We start from the raw sequence: 17442 nt of genomic DNA on the forward strand, positions 1-17442 counted from the left end.
GGGGATTGAGGGGTTTACGGCGGGGTCTCTGCTTTGGGGGTATAAATGCACGCATAACATAAAGCTCATATCGCCTTTGGTAACGGCTAGAATCAAAGGATTATATGGTGAAGGCATGAAAAAAGTTGCTCATATCTGAGCAACCACGTTGATGACGTTCAGTTATCGTAAATAGCATTAAAAAGCGGCTTAGCTAATGCTGGTCGGCTTTTTTTAGCGATGGCACCAACTTTTTTATGCGGGTTTTGGCGTGATAGTCGTGTTGGCTATCCCTTCGACAATTAGGGCATCGGAAGTGACTGCGCCATTAAATACATAAACCTTGGTCGTAGCCCCGTTAACGTCGCTAGTGGCTATAACAACTGTGGTTTTTCAAGGCCGAATCGGGAGAGGACGCACCGCCAGCGACGGCCTCCAGTTCTGCCGGTTGCAAAAGGATTATATTGTGATGATTCATGATATCCACCTCTTAAGTAGTTAAAACACTATTTATCGAGTAAAACTTTTAAAAGTTTAAGATTTTTTAATCAACAATCCATACTGCCCTGCACTTTTTTCCAGTGCAAGTATCACCACCGCCACGTCATTCGGACCGCCCAGAGTGTGTTGATTTTCTGGGAGGTGGCATTAGCCTCTTTTTTAATCGATTAGGTGTTGCCCGTAAAAGAGAGGGGAGCGTCAAGGAACGGCAGTATGAGCGCAGCGGTGTCAAGCGTTGTGGTAAATTCGGCCGCCGCGCTATGAAGCCCCAATGCGTTAAGTGCATTTGTTATATTTGATAAAATGTTCTTGACAGATGTAGCTCCCCCGGCTATGGCATCAAGCTCAGAGGCGTTCAATACGACCAGATTTTTATACGTCATGATTTTTATCCTTGAAGTGGTTGAAATACATTTTTGTCAGAGGCTTGAGGCCTCTTATCCCACTTGCCAGCGACAGCAAGGTGTTCAGCTTTGTTGGCCGTTCTGAAGCTTTAGTGCGGCTAACGTTTTGAAGCATACGACATTTATTTATTTCTTCAAGGAAATAGTTTACAGGTTTGTTTTTGAAATTTGGTGTTGCGGCGCGGGCTGGATGTAGCGGTAAGCAGGGGCAACGTAATTATTTAGCCAAGAATCTATGCTTAGCCCGGTTAACGTCGCGGGTGACCGCCTGCGCTTCGTTGGCGACGACTTGCCCGGTATTTTCGGGCACACCGCCAGCGAAAGCATCCAGTTCAAAATGGTTCGGGACCAACTCAAAATGCGCAAACACAGTATCCTCCGGCTGCGCTTCCAGTTTGTCGAGAAAGAATTGTAGAATCCTCAGACTGGTTTTAACGTTCAGATTGAAAGTACGATCAACAAACTTGAACAGTCTGTCACCGCACGCGTGCAGTGACGCCAGTTCCGCCAAAAAATATCCAATACAAACGGCCACGCAGTTTTATCCAGCGCCGACAAACAAAATTCACATTTGAACGGTCATGGGATGGCTCGCCGTACTGGCAATAAGTCTGATTGATGCCCGATTTTACGCGTCATAGGAGCGGTTGACGTGGTTGACGTTTTACTCCAGGAAAGTGGGGAGATTGCGGTACGACGGGTTTTACATTCCGTCTTTTGCCTGTCAGGTGAATGCATGACGCACGCAAGGCAAAACATTAAACCCCCAAAGCCATTAAAACGGTTTATGCAACAATCCATTATCGATGCTTTACGTTTAAGCCTGTTTAATCGAGAGCAGCAGGCGGCACTGGCGTTATGCCGGCCTCGATCAGTTATCTTTGCACAGTAATGTTTATTGCAACGTCACTGTGTCGTGAGGCTATCAAAAATGCGTTTGCGTAGCGGCATCAGTGGTGGCAGTGGTGGCGACATGCCCCGCACTACCAACTGCAGTAGTAGTGGTGTTACTCCCAGTATTGACTGTCTGAGCCACGCCACTGACGGCTTTATCGGCGGCATTACTTGTGCTACTAATGGCTACCGTGCGCCAACTTCCCCCAGCTACAGCATTGCATTCAGTGTCGCTCAATTTGATTAGATTATTATGTGTCATGATATTCAACCTTTAAAGTTTAAGAGTTTTTAATCAACAATCCATACTGCCGTGCATTTTTTTTCCAGTGCAAGCATCAACATAGCCAAGTCATTGGGACCGCCCAGAGTGTGTTGATTTTCTAGGCGGGTGATATCAGCCTTCCTTTTAAAAGATCAGTTGGTCTTGCCAGTTAAAGAGAGATGCGGGTCTTAAGGGAGCGGCACTGTCGTCACAACGGTGTCAAGTGTTGTGCTAACTTCGGGGCTGTAAAACCCGGCTTCCCCTAATGCTTCTTTCGCAGTTGATGCAAGATAAGCTGCATATGTAGATCCCCCGCCTACAGCATCAAGTTCAGTGGCGTTCAATACGATCAGATTTTTATACGTCATGATATTCAACCTTTAAAGTTTAAGAGTTTTTAATCAACAATCCATACTGCCGTGCACTTTTTTCCAGTGCAAGCATCAACATAGCCAAGTCATTGGGACCGCCCAGAGAGTGTTGATTTTCTTAGGAGGTGTCATCAACCTCACCTCTGAAAGGTCAGGTGGTCTTGCCAGTCAGTGAGATGGGTGTGTTCACGATCGGCGCTATGGTCACAATGGTGTCAACGGTCTTTGTAACTAAACTAGCCTCCGCTTCAAGCCCCCCAGAGTTGAGCGTATTTGTTACATTTGACAAAGCGTTCGCGAAATTTGTATATCCCCCGCCTACAGCATCAGTTTCAGAGGCGTTCAATACGGCCAGATTTTTATGCGTCATGATTTTCACCATTCAGTAGATTGAGAAATTTTTTAGCGAATATTCGCTTAATGCGCTAATTTTTCGCTTAAGTTGGTATCAGTACGCACGGATTGGTAGGAATCTTTCCGCAGCGTATTGAGGTTCAACGGCGGGATGCTAGTTTAGTTGTAGTAACTGTAAGGGCGTCACTTCGCCTCCGAGGGTACCCTGTGTGTTGAGGGTTGGCGCAATTTGTGTGGTGGCATTACCCACTTGAGAAACCACGGTGGCTGCTTTGGAGGCTCCCCCAGCGCTAACTAGAATTGCAGTATTTTGTACTATTTGGGCGAATGATAGGCCTCCGCCAGCCACAGCATCAATTTCAGAGGCGTTCAATACGGCCAGATTTTTATGCGTCATGATTTTTATCTTTCAGTTGGTTGAGATAGATTTCCGTCAGAGGTTTGAGGCCTCTTCTTCCCCTTGCCAGCGACGGCAAGGTATTCAGGTTTGTCGGCCATGCTGAAGTTTCAGTGCAGCTAACGTTTTGAAGCATACGACATTGATTTATTTCCACAAGGAAATAGTTTACAGGGTTTTTTTTCGAATTTGGTGTTGGACGCACGGGCTGGATGTAACAGTAAGTAGCGGCAACGTACTTATTTAGCCAAAAATATTAAGCTCAGCATCGCTTACGTTGCTGCTGACCGTGTTCACTACGTTGGCGACGAGTTGCTCGGGACTTTCGGGCACACCGCCAGCGACAGCATCCAGTTCTGTCGGTTGCAAAAGGACCAATTTGGGATGATTCATCATATTTACCTTTAGGTAGTTAAAACACTATTTACGACAAAAATCTTTGAAAGTTTTGTTGATCGGTAGTGCGTCTGACGATTTAATCATAGAATCTTTTTGTATTTCCACAAGGAAATAATTTAGGATGTTGACTGCTCCTGTCACTTATACGAGGGGACATAGAAATACGTATCTTCATGACCCTCAACTGTTTATATTCTTGGTTGCGCAGGTGGGTCGAGATCAATCGGGTGCGATGCTCTGCGCACACGTGTCACCGATTAATCGTCGAATTGCCACCGAATTAATGAATGAAAATTGCTTTGCCAGAGCGGCGGAAGACCGCTAAAAAATCTCATAGCCATGTACTTTTTTGTACGCTAACAAAAAATCTTGCGCAGCGTGCGCCGTGTCATACGCGTACCCGCATTAGCTTCCTGAACGTTGCCTATGGCCCTTTTCCGAGAACAAGCAATCGCCGCGCAGCAGACCAGGCAACTGGGCTCGATCCTATTGATTCGTCCGCCGTCTCTGATGTTTTTGACCGGCTTTGCGGTGGCGCTGGCGTTGTTGCTCGCGGCTTTCCTGACATGGGGTAGCTATACCCGGCACAGCACTGTGGCGGGGCAACTAATACCAGATTCCGGTTTTATTAAGGTGTATGCATCGCAGCCCGGCATCGTGGTGGAGAAGCACGTCACCGAGGATCGCGAGGTGGCGGCCGGGGAAGTCCTTTATGTGTTATCCAGCGAGCGCGACAGTACCACCGGCGGCGCTACGCAGGCGGCGATCAGCGCCGCGATAGCGCAGCGGCAGGTCAGTCTGCGACGTGAGTTGCAGGCCCTGCATAGTTTGCAGCCGCAGGAGCGCGGCACGCTGGTCGATAAGATCGCCGGGCTGGATGCGGAGCGCGAGAATCTGGTGGCGCAGATTGAGGGTCAGAAAGCGCGGGTTGCATTGGCGCAGATGACACAGGTGCGCTATCAGGACTTGCTAAAGCAAGACTTTATCTCGCAGGAACAGTGGCAACAAAAGCAGGAGGAATTACTCGATCAACGCAATCGGCAGCAAAGTCTGGAGCGCGACCGGATGGGGATTATGCGCGAGTTGGCGGCCCAGCGTAGTGCGCTTGCTGCCTTGTCCCTGCAACAGCAAAATCAGTCAGCGCAAATCGAACGTACCCTCAGCAGCGCCGTGCAGGAGTTGAGTGAGAGCGAGGCCCGACGCCGCTTAGCGGTCACCGCGCCGCAGGCCGGTAGAGCGACGGCGGTGCTGGCCGAAGTGGGACAAACAGTCGATCTCACGCGGCCTTTGCTCAGCATCGTGCCGAGTGACGCAACCCTGCGTGCGCAACTGTATGCACCTAGTAGCGCGATCGGTTTTGTCCATGCGGGCGATCAGGTCTTGTTGCGCTATCAAGCCTTCCCCTATCAAAAATTTGGTCATCAGCACGGCGTCGTCGAGACCGTGGCACGGACTGCCTTATCGCGCAGCGAATTAGGCGACGCGAGTAATGCTAACGGTGGAGACAATGCGGCTGGCGCATCCTTGTACCGGATTACCGTAGGTCTGCAAAACCAGTCTGTACTGGCCCACGGAAGTCCGCAGCCGCTACGGGCTGGTATGACGCTGGAGGCCGATATTGCACAAGAAAAAAGGCATCTGTACGAATGGGTGCTTGAGCCGTTATATACAGTGACAGGAAAACGCTGATGGATGCAATCTGATTATGGCCGCTGCATTGTCCTTTGGTTTTAGCGCCACGTTACCGTTGATATTGCAAACCGAAAGCGCAGAATGCGGCCTGGCCTGTCTGGCGATGGTCGCCGGCTTTCACGGCTATCGCAGCGATCTGGGGACGTTGCGGCAACGCTTTCCGATCTCCTTGAAGGGCGCAACCTTGCGCGATTTAATCCACGTCGCCGCCCAAATGTCGCTGGCGTCGCGCGCCGTCAAACTTGATGTCGATGCATTGGACCAGTTGCGCTTGCCATGTGTCTTGCATTGGAACTTTAATCATTTTGTCGTGTTGCAAAAAGTGGGTCGGCGCACGGTAACGATTTACGATCCTGCGGCAGGCATCCGTCAATGTTCGCTGCAAGAAGTCTCCGATGCATTCACCGGCGTCGCGCTGGAATGCTGGCCAGATGCGGGATTCCGGCCAGCGCAGGAAGTCCGGCGCGTGCATTTGCGCGATCTGGTAGGACGTGTCAGCGGTTTGTATCGCTCGTTCGGCCAGATTATTTTGCTATCGTTGGCGCTGGAGGCATTTGCGCTGGTGAGCCCGTTCTTTATGCAATGGGTGATCGATAATGTTCTGGTGACGGCTGATCGCGATTTGCTGTTAACGCTGGCGGTGGGATTTGGCCTGTTGCTGGTGGTGCAGCAATTGATCAGCCTGGCACGTAGCTGGGCGACGATGTATATGAGCACGACGCTCAATGTGCAATGGCAGGGCAACGTCTTCACCCATTTGCTGCGCTTGCCGGTCGACTGGTTTCAGAAGCGCCATCTCGGTGATGTGGTATCGCGCTTTGGTGCTGTGGGGGCGATTCAGCATACGCTCACTATCTCGTTTCTGGAGGCGCTGCTGGATGGCGCAATGGCGGCTTTAACGCTGGTATTGATGTTTCTTTATAGTCCTTTGCTTGCATGGATAGCGGTTGGTGCCATGGTGTTATACGGGTTAGTACGCTGGGCCTGGTTTGCGCCGCTGCGACGTGCGACGGAGGAACAGATTATTCACGCAGCCGTGCAGCAAACCCATTTTCTGGAGACCATACGCGGCGTCAAAACCATCAAGCTGTTTCAGCGTAGCGACGCGCGTCGCGGGGGCTGGCTGGCGTTGCTGGTGGACCAGATTAACGCCGATTTGCGCACACAAAAACTGAGTTTGCTATACCGCTCCCTGAATGGCCTGATCTTTGGTATTGAGAACATTTTGATTATTAGTCTTGGTGCCAAACTAATTATGGATGGCAGTTTTAGTATCGGTGTACTGATCGCTTTCGTGGCGTATAAAGGGCAGTTCGATTCTCGGGTGAGCGCGCTGATCGACAAATGGGTTGAAGTCAAAATGTTGAAATTGCAAGCCGAACGCCTTGCCGATATTGTCTTGCAAGCGCCGGAACCACAACCGACTTCTGCCATGGATTTTTCCGCCGCCCAAGATGACGCAGCGCTGCCAGCAACGCTGGAGGTAAAAAATTGTCGCTTCCGTTACGGCGAGCGCGAACCGGATGTCCTCAGCGATATTTCGTTCACGGTTGCCGCCGGTGAGTCGGTGGCCATCGCTGGGCCATCTGGCGGCGGCAAGACCACGCTGATCAATATTTTATTGGGCGTGCTGACGCCGACTGAAGGTCAGGTGTTGATTGGACACCGTGACCTGCAACAAGTCGGCCTGGCGACTGTGCGCGGCATGGTGGCGACGGTGTTGCAGGATGACGTGTTGTTTGCCGGATCGATTGCGGACAACATCTGTTTTTTTGATCCTGTGGCTGATCGCACCTGGATCACGCAATGCGCGCAAATGGCGGCGATTCATGATGATATTGCTGCCATGCCGATGGCTTACAACACCTTGGTCGGGGATATGGGAACCGTGCTGTCAGGCGGCCAGAAACAGCGTGTGTTGCTGGCGCGCGCGTTGTATAAGCGGCCCCAGATTTTGTTTCTTGATGAAGCGACCAGTCATCTCGATATCGCGCGGGAAAAGACGGTCAATGCATCCATACAATCGCTGCAGATCACGCGCGTGATTGTGGCCCATCGGCCCGAAACCATTGCCTCCGCTGACCGCGTCCTGATGCTGGAGGATGGCAAACTGATTGAACTCATGCAGCCAGCTGCGCATCAAAAATCACTGCGTCCGACGACGCCGGAGCTGACGGTGCAGCCGGTATGAAGCGGCTTTGGCCAGTCTTCTGGTTGCTTGCGCTAGTGCCGCAGATAGTGATGGCGCTGAATTTTTTGGACGATCCATTTAATAGCGGCACTGCGATTTCGACCACGGTCGACAAGAACATGGCGCAAGCGGGCCTCTGCGGCGGGCAATTACCGCCGTTATTAACGCTGGTCGACGCGGTCAGTCGCGCCTTGTGCAGCAACCCGCAAACCAAGCAAAGCTGGTCGGAGGTCAAGTTACGGGCTGCGCGGATTGGTAGCAGTCAGGCCGCTTATTTGCCCACAGTCGAGGCGCGCGGGAACATCGCTAAATCGGCCAACCGGGTTACGATTCCTGACTTCCCCGCTGCAGATAGCACGCTCAATACCCACAACAGTGATGTGAGCCTGAGCCTGAACTGGGTGTTGTACGACTTTGGATTGCGCGCCGCCAATCTGACGAGCGCGCGCGAGCTATTGAATGCCGCGGTTGCCACGCAGGACGATGTACTGCAAACGGTATTTCTAAGTGCTGTGTCTGCTTTCGATGCGGCGCAGGCGGCGCAGGCCAGACTGATAGCAACGCAGGATGCGGAGCAGGCGGCGGCGCAGAGTTTACGCGCGGCGGCCGGAAAATATGCCGCCGGGGCTGGCACACTTGCCGACCGTTTGCAGGCCCAGACCGCCGCCGCGGCGTCGGTGGTAGAGCGCATGCGTGCGGGCGGTGACTGGCAAACGGCCCTTGGCGGTCTGGCGAGCGTGATCGGATTGCGCCCGGACACCCCTTTGCATTTGGCCGAGCTGAGCACCGGTGAGGAAAACACGGCGCAAGCGCCCGCTTTTGAGCAAGCGGTGGGAGAGCTGATCGAGATGGCTTTGCGTGTGCATCCTAAAATTCTGGCGGCCGCTGCGCAATTGCGCTCAGCGCAGGCCCAGGTAGCGGCGGCGCGGGCGCAAGGCAAGCCGACGGTGTCGTTATTCATGAGCGGAGATCGCAGCGATACGCCGATTGCTACGGCAGCTTCCAGGCAGGTTATCAGCAGTCGTAGCATCGGTATCCAGCTTAATATTCCATTGCTGGATGGCGTGAGTCGCCACTATCAGGTGCGCGCTGCGCTGGCTCAGGTGGAAGGCGCAGAAGCTGCTCTGGCGGAGGCGCAACGACTGGTGGCATTGGAGGTATGGAACAGCGCACAAAGTTTGCACGCTGAATTAGAGAACGCCACGGCGACCGGACTTTTGATGCAAAGTGCCCGGCAATCGATGGTGGTCGCGCAAGGAAGATATAAAGCGGGTATCGGCACTATGCTGGAATTACTAAAGGCCCAAAGTGAACTGGCTGCCTCCGCTCAGCAGCGTATTCTGGCGCTGACGCGGGGACAGACCGCGCGGCTCAGGCTAGCGGCGAGCCTGGCCCGCTTGCGCGTGGATGCGCTGTAACTGGCGGCTAACAGCGGCTAAAACTAGCGGCTGACTTTATAGCAGTTTGATCATCTTCACGCCTGCATTTTTATTTTCCAAAGGAAATAATCCGATATTTTGCGGCGATCCCTGCTGTCTGGGGTCATGCTTCACGCCCGCTTTACGTCCGCTCCACGCTCTTTTCGGGCTTGCCGAGCCTACTCGCTTAAGTACTAATTCAACATGACTTTACGTGCGTTGGTGCTATGCTTGTGTTTGACGAGCAGAGCGGCATGCAGCTTCATTTTTGGTCTGCTATACCTGCTGCGCTAAAGCAATTAACGGCAATGTAGCGATATCAAAGAACGGTGGAATAGAAATGTTAGCGAACTATGTGGTGGTCGGATTGGAATTTAGTGTGGTGGTGATTATTGGATTAGCCATCTATTTAATCAAAAAGAAATGAGTTCTGCATAACCGCGGAAGCGGGATTAATGTGACCATGTTCAAAAATGGCATTTAATGTGCGCATGCACAAAGGTCGGGTAAGATTGGGATTCGATCATTGCAAAGAATGGCGTCAACATGACCAGTAAAGTTACTCGCAAGCGCGCTGCAACCATTGAGGCCCCTTTCAGCGCTACTAATGCGGCCAGCGCGCCGCCAATTAAAGTCGCCACCCCCAGTGAAGCCAAGGTTACCGAAGACCCGGCGGTCTTCAAGCCGCGAATTGTCCTCGTCCTGCAAGGTGGCGGTGCGCTTGGTGCTTATCAGGCGGGCGTTTATCAAGCCATGCACGAGCACAATATGACGCCGGATTGGGTCGTGGGTACCTCCATCGGTGCCATCAATGCGGCGATCATCGCGGGCAACTCGCGGGATTTGCGGTTGTCTCGGTTAAAAGAATTCTGGGATTCTGTTTCGCATAACGATTTGGTCGATATGGCCAAAGTACCGGACGCCGTGCGTAAATCGAGCACCTGGTGGACAACTGTAGACACGGTATTGCGCGGTGTTCCCGGATTTTTTAAGCCGCGCCCACTCAATCCATTCGCGCTGGGCTTGCCGGTCGAACCGGAACGGGCAAGTTTTTATGATACTTCGCCGCTCTCAGATACCTTGACCCGACTGCTTGACCTGGACTTTTTAAACTGCCCCGATAGTATTCGGCTGACGGTCAGTGCTATGAAGGTAACCAGCGGTGAGTTGGTTTGTTTTGACTCCGAACAGCGCAAGATCGGCGTAGAGCACGTCATGGCCAGTGGCGCATTGCCACCAGGTTTTGCACCGGTGCGCGTTGATGGCGACCTGTATTGGGATGGTGGCCTGTATTCAAACACGCCACTGGAAATCGTATTGGACGATCAGGATGACCGGCCCGATAAACCGCGGGTTGACACAATCTGCGTGATGGTAGACCTCTGGAGCGCTGAAGGCGACGAGCCACGCACGCTGGATGAAGTGGAAACGCGCCAGAAAGATGTCACATTTGCGTCGCGCTCGCAGCGTCACATTGATAACTATTTGCTCAACCACCAGTTGCGACGCACCGCCCGCGCGCTCTACGATAAATTGCCGGTAGAGGAGCGCAGCAAGGCAGATATGAAACAGTTTGCTGGCCTGGCGGATACCAGCACCATCCACCTGGTACGCTTGCGCTATTCCGGTCACGACTGGAATATGGCGTCAAAAGACGTCAATTTCTCACGCGGTTCGGTAACGTGGCGCTGGGACCAAGGTTATCAGGATGCACTAAAAGCAATAAAAAATGCTAATCTGGAATTATTTGGACAAAGCGATGCAGGTCTGGTAATTCACGATTTGATTGAAATACCTGCTTGACGCCAATGCCAGCAGACTTTATTTCACTTGCTGCGCGGCGGTCACCCGAAATTTGCCATGAAATTTGGCATGAAATTTGCCATGAAGCTTGTCGCAAAAACAGAACTATGCACTGCAGACGACCTTAAAGGTTTACAGGTTTTAAGGGTTGCGGGAGTTTCTGCGCTCTGTTTGCACGAGGCTCGCTATAGGTCTGAAATAGGGCGGGCGCGGAGATGGTTACCGTTGGCAGTGCGGGTGTTTTTTTTACTGCTTATTAGTGGATCCCATCTGGAAGTGTTCGCCGTCAACCCAGTCGCCACGGAACACAATGTGATTGCCCAGGCAGCCGGCGATGATCGCATTACAGCAATCGACGATGCGCGTTGCGCAAGCCTTAAAAGCGCGCATGTGGTAACGGAACCCAAGGTTACGGAACGGAAGGGACCGAATGTTTCCGTGGATTGCTCGCGTCTGCAAATAGTACGATTTTCATATCTGGGTTTCGACGACAAGGTGCATGCCGACGGTAAAATTATGGTGATGGGCGCCGCAGCACCGGAAGTCCGCAAGATATTCGACTTGTTGCTTGCGCGCCGCTTTCCTTTAGCGCGTGCGCGCCTGATGGATAATTATCAGGGGGATGACGATGCCGCCATGGCCGACAATAATTCCTCCGCTTTCAATAACAGGGTGATCACCGGCGGCGGTGCGCCATCGCTGCATGCTTACGGTTTAGCGATTGATATCAATCCTGTGCAAAACCCCTATGTACATCGCGCTGCCAACGGTCAGGACATGGTGAGTCCGCCCGCGGCAAAGCCATACACTAAGCGTTTACCGATACGTCGCGGGATGGTCGATGATCAAATAGTTAACATTTTTGCCACCCATGGCTTTATTATATGGGGCGGCAATTGGCATCAACCTATTGATTATCAGCATTTTCAAGTCAGTCGGAAAACGGCGGAACACTTGGCAGGATTGGGAATCAAAGAGGGAAGAGCCTATTTTGAACAAAGCGTCGTGAGGTATAGACGTTGCATGGACCGCCGTCCCAAGGTGTTTCAAGTGGGCAAAGTGTGCGCCCTGACTGAATAGGTTTGTGGTGGGATAAAGACACTCTGTGGTAAAAATGCGGATTCAAATTTTATTTTTGCTGCACCGCACAATAAATCTTGACGTCATAATTTCTATCTGTAAAATAAGATTTGTTGCAGCGCACCATTTGGTGGCTGACCCTGGTAAATAACTTATAACTTAGGAGAAGAAACATGTTTTCATTTCAAGAGCAGTTTTCCGCAGCCACTAAAGCACATTTCGAAGCACAACTTGCATTACTGAATACCCTGACTTCTAAAGCATTTGAAGGCGTAGAAAAAGTAATCGAACTCAATATGAGCGCAGCTAAAGCATCAATGGAAGAGTCGAGTGTCTCTGCTAAGCAATTGATGGGCGCAAAAGACGCACAGGAATTTATGTCGATTTCGGCATCACAAGCTAAACCAAATGCAGAAAAGGCAGCCGCTTATGGTCGTCATTTGCAAGGTATTGCATCTGGTACACAAGCTGAAATCACTAAAGCTGCCGAAGTACAAATTGCTGAAACCAGCCGCCGCGTCTCTGCGCTGATCGACGAAGTGAGCAAGAATGCTCCCGCCGGTTCAGAAAATGCCATCGCAATATTGAAATCAGTCATCGGTAACGCTAACGCTGGTTACGAGCAATTGACTAAGTCGGCTAAGCAAGCAGTTGAAACGTTGGAAGCCAACGTGAACAACGCTGCAACGCAGTTCGCTCAAACAGCCGACAAAGCTGCACGTGCAACTAAGAAGTAATCATTAATTTTTTAGTATTGAGTCGTTCAATACTTAGTCATTGAGTACTTAACTACCAGCGAACCGCAAGCAGGTTCGTTGTGTAAACAAGAGGGCCGCTAGCTTATCGCTACGCGGCCCTTTTTTGTGTAGTGTCTCGTCCTGAAATCAGTCCTGTGACCGTTGTAGTGGAGGCGACAGAAAGTCGAGCGGCAAGGCTAGGTTATCTTTCGTCCCCGCGCCACAACGGGCTATGGTTACGCGGTTCGCAGATGCTATCGCGCTGAATTTAACATGCTCATTGCCACCGCTTCCGCCACCCGGATGCCATCAATCGCAGCCGACATAATACCGCCTGCATAGCCGGCACCTTCGCCAGCGGGGAACAACCCAACCGTGTTCAGGCTTTGCAATGTATCGTCGTGGCGCTTGATGCGTACCGGCGACGAGGTACGGGTTTCGACCCCGGTCAACACAGCGTCGGCCATCGCAAAACCACGGATTTGTTTGTCAAACGCCGGTAATGCTTCGCGCATGGCGGTAATCGCATATTCCGGCAACGCCAGACTCAGATCGCCGAGTTGCACACCGGGTTTGTAGGATGGGAGAACGCTTCCAAATTCGGTAGAAGCGCGTCCGGCGAGAAAATCGCCAACTAGTTGGCCCGGTGCGTTGTAGTTGCTGCCGCCCAGCTCGTAGGCACGCGACTCCCAGTATTCTTGCAAGGCAATACCCGCCAGGGGATGATCAGGATAATCGGATGGCGTGATCCCGACCACAATACCGCTGTTAGCGTTGCGTTCATTGCGTGAGTATTGACTCATGCCATTGGTGACGACGCGACCTGGCTCGGACGTCGCGGCAACCACGGTACCGCCCGGGCACATGCAGAAACTATAAACGGCGCGCCCGTTTGCGCAGTGGTGGACCAGTTTGTAGTCGGCTGCGCCCAGAATAGGGTGGCCGGCGCTCGGCCCGAATCGGCATTTGTCGATCAGCGACTGCGGATGTTCAATCCGGAACCCGACGGAAAACGCTTTCGCTTCCATATACACGCCGCGGTCAAACAGCATGCGAAACGTGTCGCGGGCGCTGTGACCGATCGCCAGTACCACGTGATCGGTGACGATGGTTTCGCCACTGCTCAGTATCACTGCCTTGATCTGACCATTGATGATGTCGAGATCCTGCACTTTTTGCTCAAACCGGAACTCACCGCCCAGGGCCTCAATCGACGCGCGCATTTTTTCGACCATCTTAACCAGACGGAAGGTCCCAATGTGCGGCTTGCTGACGTACATTATCTCTTCTGGTGCGTCAGCGATGACGAACTCGGTAAGTACTTTGCGGCCATAATGTTTAGGATCTTTGATCTGCGTCCAGAGTTTCCCGTCAGAAAAAGTACCAGCGCCGCCTTCACCGAATTGTACGTTCGACTCCGGTTGCAGCTCCCGTTTGCGCCATAGCCCCCAGGTATCCTTGGTGCGCTCACGTACTGCCTTTCCGCGTTCGAGCACAATCGGTTTAAAACCCATCTGGGCCAGAATAAGGGCCGCAAACAGACCGCAAGGCCCGGTGCCAATCACCACCGGGCGTGACTTCTCAGCGCCGTTAGCGTGCGCAACAAAGGTGTACTGCATATCCGGCGTCGGCGTGACATGCTTATGCGCCTTCAGGCGCTGTGCTACTTTCGCCTCATCTTCCAGCGCAACATCTACGGTGTAGGTCAGGGTGACGGCATTTTTTTTGCGTGCGTCATAACTCCGGCGAAAGATGGTGAAGCTTTGGAGGGAGTCCCCTTTAATTCCTAATCGTTCCAGAATCGCGCTGCGGAGCGCGTCTTCCGGGTGGTCTAGCGGAAGTTGTAGTTCGTTCAATCGCAACATGGGTGTTCCGGTATTTTTTGTTGGTAGGTGTTGCCGTCGTCATCGAATGGAGTTGTCTGTGCGTTTAAACGGCTCAAGGGGGCATTTTACATTAGGGTTCCTCCAATGCGACCTTTACCGAACGGATTAGTCCCGGGACGGCGGGGGCAAAGCAGCAGGTGTTTCAAACTGTGTCAAAAACCGTAAAAAACCGGATATTTTGGTCAATCTGGAAACAATAATTTACAGCTCACCTGTTCTCCTCGGCCTATATTCTTTATGACGATAAGCCTAGATTAAAGGAGAGTTTTCATGAAATTCAAATCAATCCTCTGCGTTAGTTTGCTCGCCGCCAGTGCAGGGTTTATGGCACCGATGACTTCCGTGCAGGCGCAAGTCATCGGTGATGTTGTTGTCGCGCCGCCACAGCCGCGCTATGAAATCGTACCAGGACCGCGCGCTGGTTATGTTTGGGCACCCGGTTATTGGCGATGGAACGGCAGACGCCATATCTGGGTAGGCGGTCACTATTTACGTGCGCATCGGGGATATCGCTACAACGCGCCTCGGTGGGAGCATGACCCTCGGGGCGACTGGCGCTTCCGCGAGCATGGCTGGGAAAGATAATCGTCGTGGCGCCGTGTTAGCAGTTGACTGGACTCTCAAGTGAGGGCGCTTCCGCGCCGTTGCACTTTTAACATGAAGCGTGCAGGGTCCAGCGCTGCTGCGAGTTCCGCTTCTATCGGCAACGGCTCCCCATTTAGTTCTGCCGCCAGTAATTCCGCAGCGAGCGGCGCCCAGATTAATCCCCGCGACGCAAATCCCAGCAATCCGTATAGTCCACCCAAACGTGGAACCTGCTTTAGTTGCGGTTCGCGCATCGCCGCTTTTACCAGAAGGTCCGGAAGCGCGCCGACCAACGGCAAACGGTCGGCAGATACACAACGAAACCCGACCCGTCCGGCAAGCGGCAGTGGTACGCCATCAATATTCCACGCAGGCAGAATTTTTTGAAGCCGCGCAATATTCTCGTCCTGGCTGGTTTGCCGCAACCCAGCGTCCAGGTCCATATTGTATGAGGCGCCAGCGCTACTGACGCCGTTTATCAATGGTGTCAGATAACCGTCGCCGCACAATACTTGCGTGAAAGTCGGCGCGCTACCCGCGTTGACATAGGTCACTTGCCCGCGGACGGGGACCAGCGGCAAATCATGCGTTTGCGCTAAGTGCAATGCACCCATTCCGTTTGCAAGAATTACTACCGGTGCGCTGGCAATGGTGGCACCGTTCCCATCGCACGCGTCCCAACCGTTTGCGGTTTTTTTCAAGCGGGTCACCGCTATATTAAAATGCGTTTGCACATGCTCACCGCACGCCTGAAGCATGGCGGCGCACAAGCTAAGCGGATGTACCCACCCGCCTGCCGGAAATAGCCAGCCACCATGGGAGGTGGTAGTGCCGAGCAGTGCGCTGGCTGCCGGTTGCGACAACCAGCGCGCGTAATCGACTGGAAGATGTGCCTGCAGTGCCCAACGCGCCTGTGCATCTGCGTGAACCGCATCGCGCGCAATCTGCAAAACCCCGCAATGCGCACCGCTGATCGCATCACCAATGCCGCCCAGACTATCCCAGACATGGCGCGCAAAAAGATAGGCACTACGGCTTAAACGCGCGGTCGGATTATCATCCCGCGATAGAACCGGCATAAAAATCCCCGCCGCATTACCGGAGGCTTCTTGTGCAATGGCGGCATGACGTTCAATTAGCGTAACGCGCCAGCCGCGCAATGCCAGTCGCTGACAAGCTGCAGCCCCTGCCAGACCAGCCCCGATAATAATGGCGTGACGTTGACTTGGGATTGTTGAATTGCTTAGCGCTGGTTTCCAGCGTGGCAGAAAGTAAGCTTGCGCAGGATCGCTATCCTTTGTGGTGGCGTTAGTTGGGTTAGCTGAATTAGTGGTGTTCGTGGTGCTTGTGACTGGCATCGCGTCCGCAGGGAGAGCGGCATCGAACATAAACCCCGCTGCTTCCAGTACTTTTTGTTTAACGGCGGTCAGGTCAAAAATTGTTAATTTTGCGTGCGTATTCGCCAGCCTGCCTAACCTTGCCAGCATCGGCGGCGCCCAGTCACGGGCAACCGCACCATGAACGTAAAAAGCGTCCACGGTAGCGCTAATCTGCCGCAAGCATTTGCCACCGTCGCCGATCATCAGCGTTAAGACGATGGCGTTATTATCCAGATACAGGCGATGAAAACCCGGCACCAGAATGGGCCAGACGGCACGCAACGCGTCAGCAAGTTGCGCCCATGCGGGCCACGTTTCATGCGCTTGGGCAAGGTCCGCGATCGATAAAGGTGTTGGCAGTAGCGCCAGATAATGCAATTGCTGCGGCTGTTCCGGATGGTCGCGCCAGAGCTGCCATGTAGCGAGAAAATTCTGTCCCGCCTCAAACGCTGTATCCAGTAGGGTAAAGCAACGTTGTTGTTGCCATTGGCCGATCAAAGCGTTAGGCGCGATGGCGGATTTGGCAGGATCGCGGGTATCAAGTGACGAAGGTGGGGCAGACTTGTTCATGCGCAGAGTGTAACGAAATTTTTTAATCCCGTACAAATGTGTGTGATCGAGACTTTCAGTACGACTTAATCAGCACCACGGAGCGGTTTTAGTGTGGATTGTCCGTATGGATTTTCATTTTTATTTTTTCTGGCTACTAGCTTATTGGGTTTTGGGGTGTGCCTGCTTCTGAATAAATAAAGAGACTACTTCCGGTCGGCATTGGGACACAATTACACCGCAACGCTCGAATAATGTCGGCCTCAATCAGGTTTAGTTAATTATTTGCAATCTAGCGGAAAAACCTTAACTTTGCCCTATTTTGCCCAAACTAAGAATCTTCCTAGAGCTTTTTCGGCGCAAGGCGTTTAGAATTCCCTCATTGTTTTCTGCCGCCGCGATGTCCACCGCATCGTTCTTACGCGTGGTGTCCACGCTTAATTTTTTCGTGTAATGCCCTCGCTTAATTTTCACCTCTAGGCGTCAAGCTTAACATCCACGCTCGTTAGCGGAAGGTTTGTCCATGTCCAGCAGTCGCACACTGTGCGCGTATTCCAG

Annotated in this window: 14 protein-coding genes and 1 pseudogene; 7 read left to right on the plus strand and 8 right to left on the minus strand. The window is 52.5% G+C overall.

Annotation, left to right across the window (positions count from 1 at the left end):
* Positions 1-647 precede the first annotated feature (647 nt).
* The 6 genes and pseudogenes from HAV38_RS16400 to HAV38_RS16425 all read right to left on the minus strand — a co-directional run bounded on the left by HAV38_RS16400 (position 648) and on the right by HAV38_RS16425 (position 3561).
* Positions 648-863, minus strand: coding sequence for a hypothetical protein (locus HAV38_RS16400; protein WP_168056437.1), 216 nt, complete (start codon positions 861-863; stop codon positions 648-650).
* Between the two features lie 328 nt (positions 864-1191).
* A pseudogene (locus tag HAV38_RS16405) lies at positions 1192-1463 on the minus strand (B12-binding domain-containing radical SAM protein); the annotation flags it as partial.
* A 346-nt stretch (positions 1464-1809) separates the two neighbouring features.
* Complete coding sequence (locus tag HAV38_RS16410) at positions 1810-2040, minus strand: hypothetical protein (RefSeq protein ID WP_168056438.1); 231 nt, start codon at positions 2038-2040, stop codon at positions 1810-1812.
* Between the two features lie 525 nt (positions 2041-2565).
* A complete protein-coding gene (locus tag HAV38_RS16415) occupies positions 2566-2784 on the minus strand; it encodes a hypothetical protein (RefSeq protein ID WP_168056439.1) in 219 nt (72 codons plus the stop codon).
* A gap of 138 nt (positions 2785-2922) precedes the next feature.
* The gene (locus HAV38_RS16420; RefSeq protein ID WP_168056440.1) at positions 2923-3165 is read right to left on the minus strand and encodes a hypothetical protein; all 243 of its coding nucleotides are present in this window, start codon (positions 3163-3165) and stop codon (positions 2923-2925) included.
* A gap of 243 nt (positions 3166-3408) precedes the next feature.
* Positions 3409-3561 carry a hypothetical protein gene (locus tag HAV38_RS16425; protein ID WP_168056441.1) on the minus strand — a complete coding sequence of 51 codons (153 nt, stop codon included), beginning with the start codon at positions 3559-3561 and terminating at the stop codon, positions 3409-3411.
* A gap of 429 nt (positions 3562-3990) precedes the next feature.
* Here HAV38_RS16425 and HAV38_RS16430 point away from each other — a divergent pair, with 429 nt between their 5' ends.
* The 6 genes from HAV38_RS16430 to phaP all read left to right on the plus strand — a co-directional run bounded on the left by HAV38_RS16430 (position 3991) and on the right by phaP (position 12485).
* Complete coding sequence (locus tag HAV38_RS16430) at positions 3991-5253, plus strand: HlyD family secretion protein (protein ID WP_168056442.1); 1263 nt, start codon at positions 3991-3993, stop codon at positions 5251-5253.
* Between the two features lie 10 nt (positions 5254-5263).
* Complete coding sequence (locus HAV38_RS16435; RefSeq protein ID WP_168056488.1) at positions 5264-7447, plus strand: peptidase domain-containing ABC transporter; 2184 nt, start codon at positions 5264-5266, stop codon at positions 7445-7447.
* Positions 7444-8865, plus strand: a complete 1422-nt coding sequence (locus HAV38_RS16440; protein WP_168056443.1) for a TolC family protein — start codon at positions 7444-7446, stop codon at positions 8863-8865. Before HAV38_RS16435 ends, HAV38_RS16440 begins: the two co-directional genes overlap by 4 nt.
* Positions 8866-9411: 546 nt before the next feature.
* The gene (locus HAV38_RS16445; RefSeq protein ID WP_168056444.1) at positions 9412-10668 is read left to right on the plus strand and encodes a patatin-like phospholipase family protein; all 1257 of its coding nucleotides are present in this window, start codon (positions 9412-9414) and stop codon (positions 10666-10668) included.
* A gap of 81 nt (positions 10669-10749) precedes the next feature.
* Positions 10750-11748: a M15 family metallopeptidase gene (locus tag HAV38_RS16450; protein WP_168056445.1), complete on the plus strand. Its 999-nt coding sequence runs from the start codon at positions 10750-10752 to the stop codon at positions 11746-11748.
* 173 nt (positions 11749-11921) lie between these two features.
* Positions 11922-12485, plus strand: coding sequence for a TIGR01841 family phasin (gene phaP / locus HAV38_RS16455; protein WP_168056446.1), 564 nt, complete (start codon positions 11922-11924; stop codon positions 12483-12485).
* 254 nt (positions 12486-12739) lie between these two features.
* Here the strand turns inward: phaP and HAV38_RS16460 are convergent, their stop codons facing one another.
* On the minus strand, positions 12740-14350 hold the full coding sequence (locus HAV38_RS16460; RefSeq protein ID WP_168056447.1) for an NAD(P)/FAD-dependent oxidoreductase: 1611 nt from the start codon (positions 14348-14350) through the stop codon (positions 12740-12742).
* 291 nt (positions 14351-14641) lie between these two features.
* On the opposite strand from HAV38_RS16460, the gene HAV38_RS16465 reads away from it, so the two are divergent.
* Complete coding sequence (locus HAV38_RS16465; protein WP_168056448.1) at positions 14642-14956, plus strand: YXWGXW repeat-containing protein; 315 nt, start codon at positions 14642-14644, stop codon at positions 14954-14956.
* A gap of 35 nt (positions 14957-14991) precedes the next feature.
* Here HAV38_RS16465 and mnmC read toward each other — a convergent pair whose 3' ends face one another.
* Positions 14992-16905: a bifunctional tRNA (5-methylaminomethyl-2-thiouridine)(34)-methyltransferase MnmC2/FAD-dependent 5-carboxymethylaminomethyl-2-thiouridine(34) oxidoreductase MnmC1 gene (gene mnmC, locus HAV38_RS16470; protein WP_168056449.1), complete on the minus strand. Its 1914-nt coding sequence runs from the start codon at positions 16903-16905 to the stop codon at positions 14992-14994.
* Between the last annotated feature and the right edge of the window lie 537 nt (positions 16906-17442).

The organism is Glaciimonas immobilis, from assembly GCF_011947285.1.
GTDB lineage: Bacteria > Pseudomonadota > Gammaproteobacteria > Burkholderiales > Burkholderiaceae_D > Glaciimonas > Glaciimonas immobilis.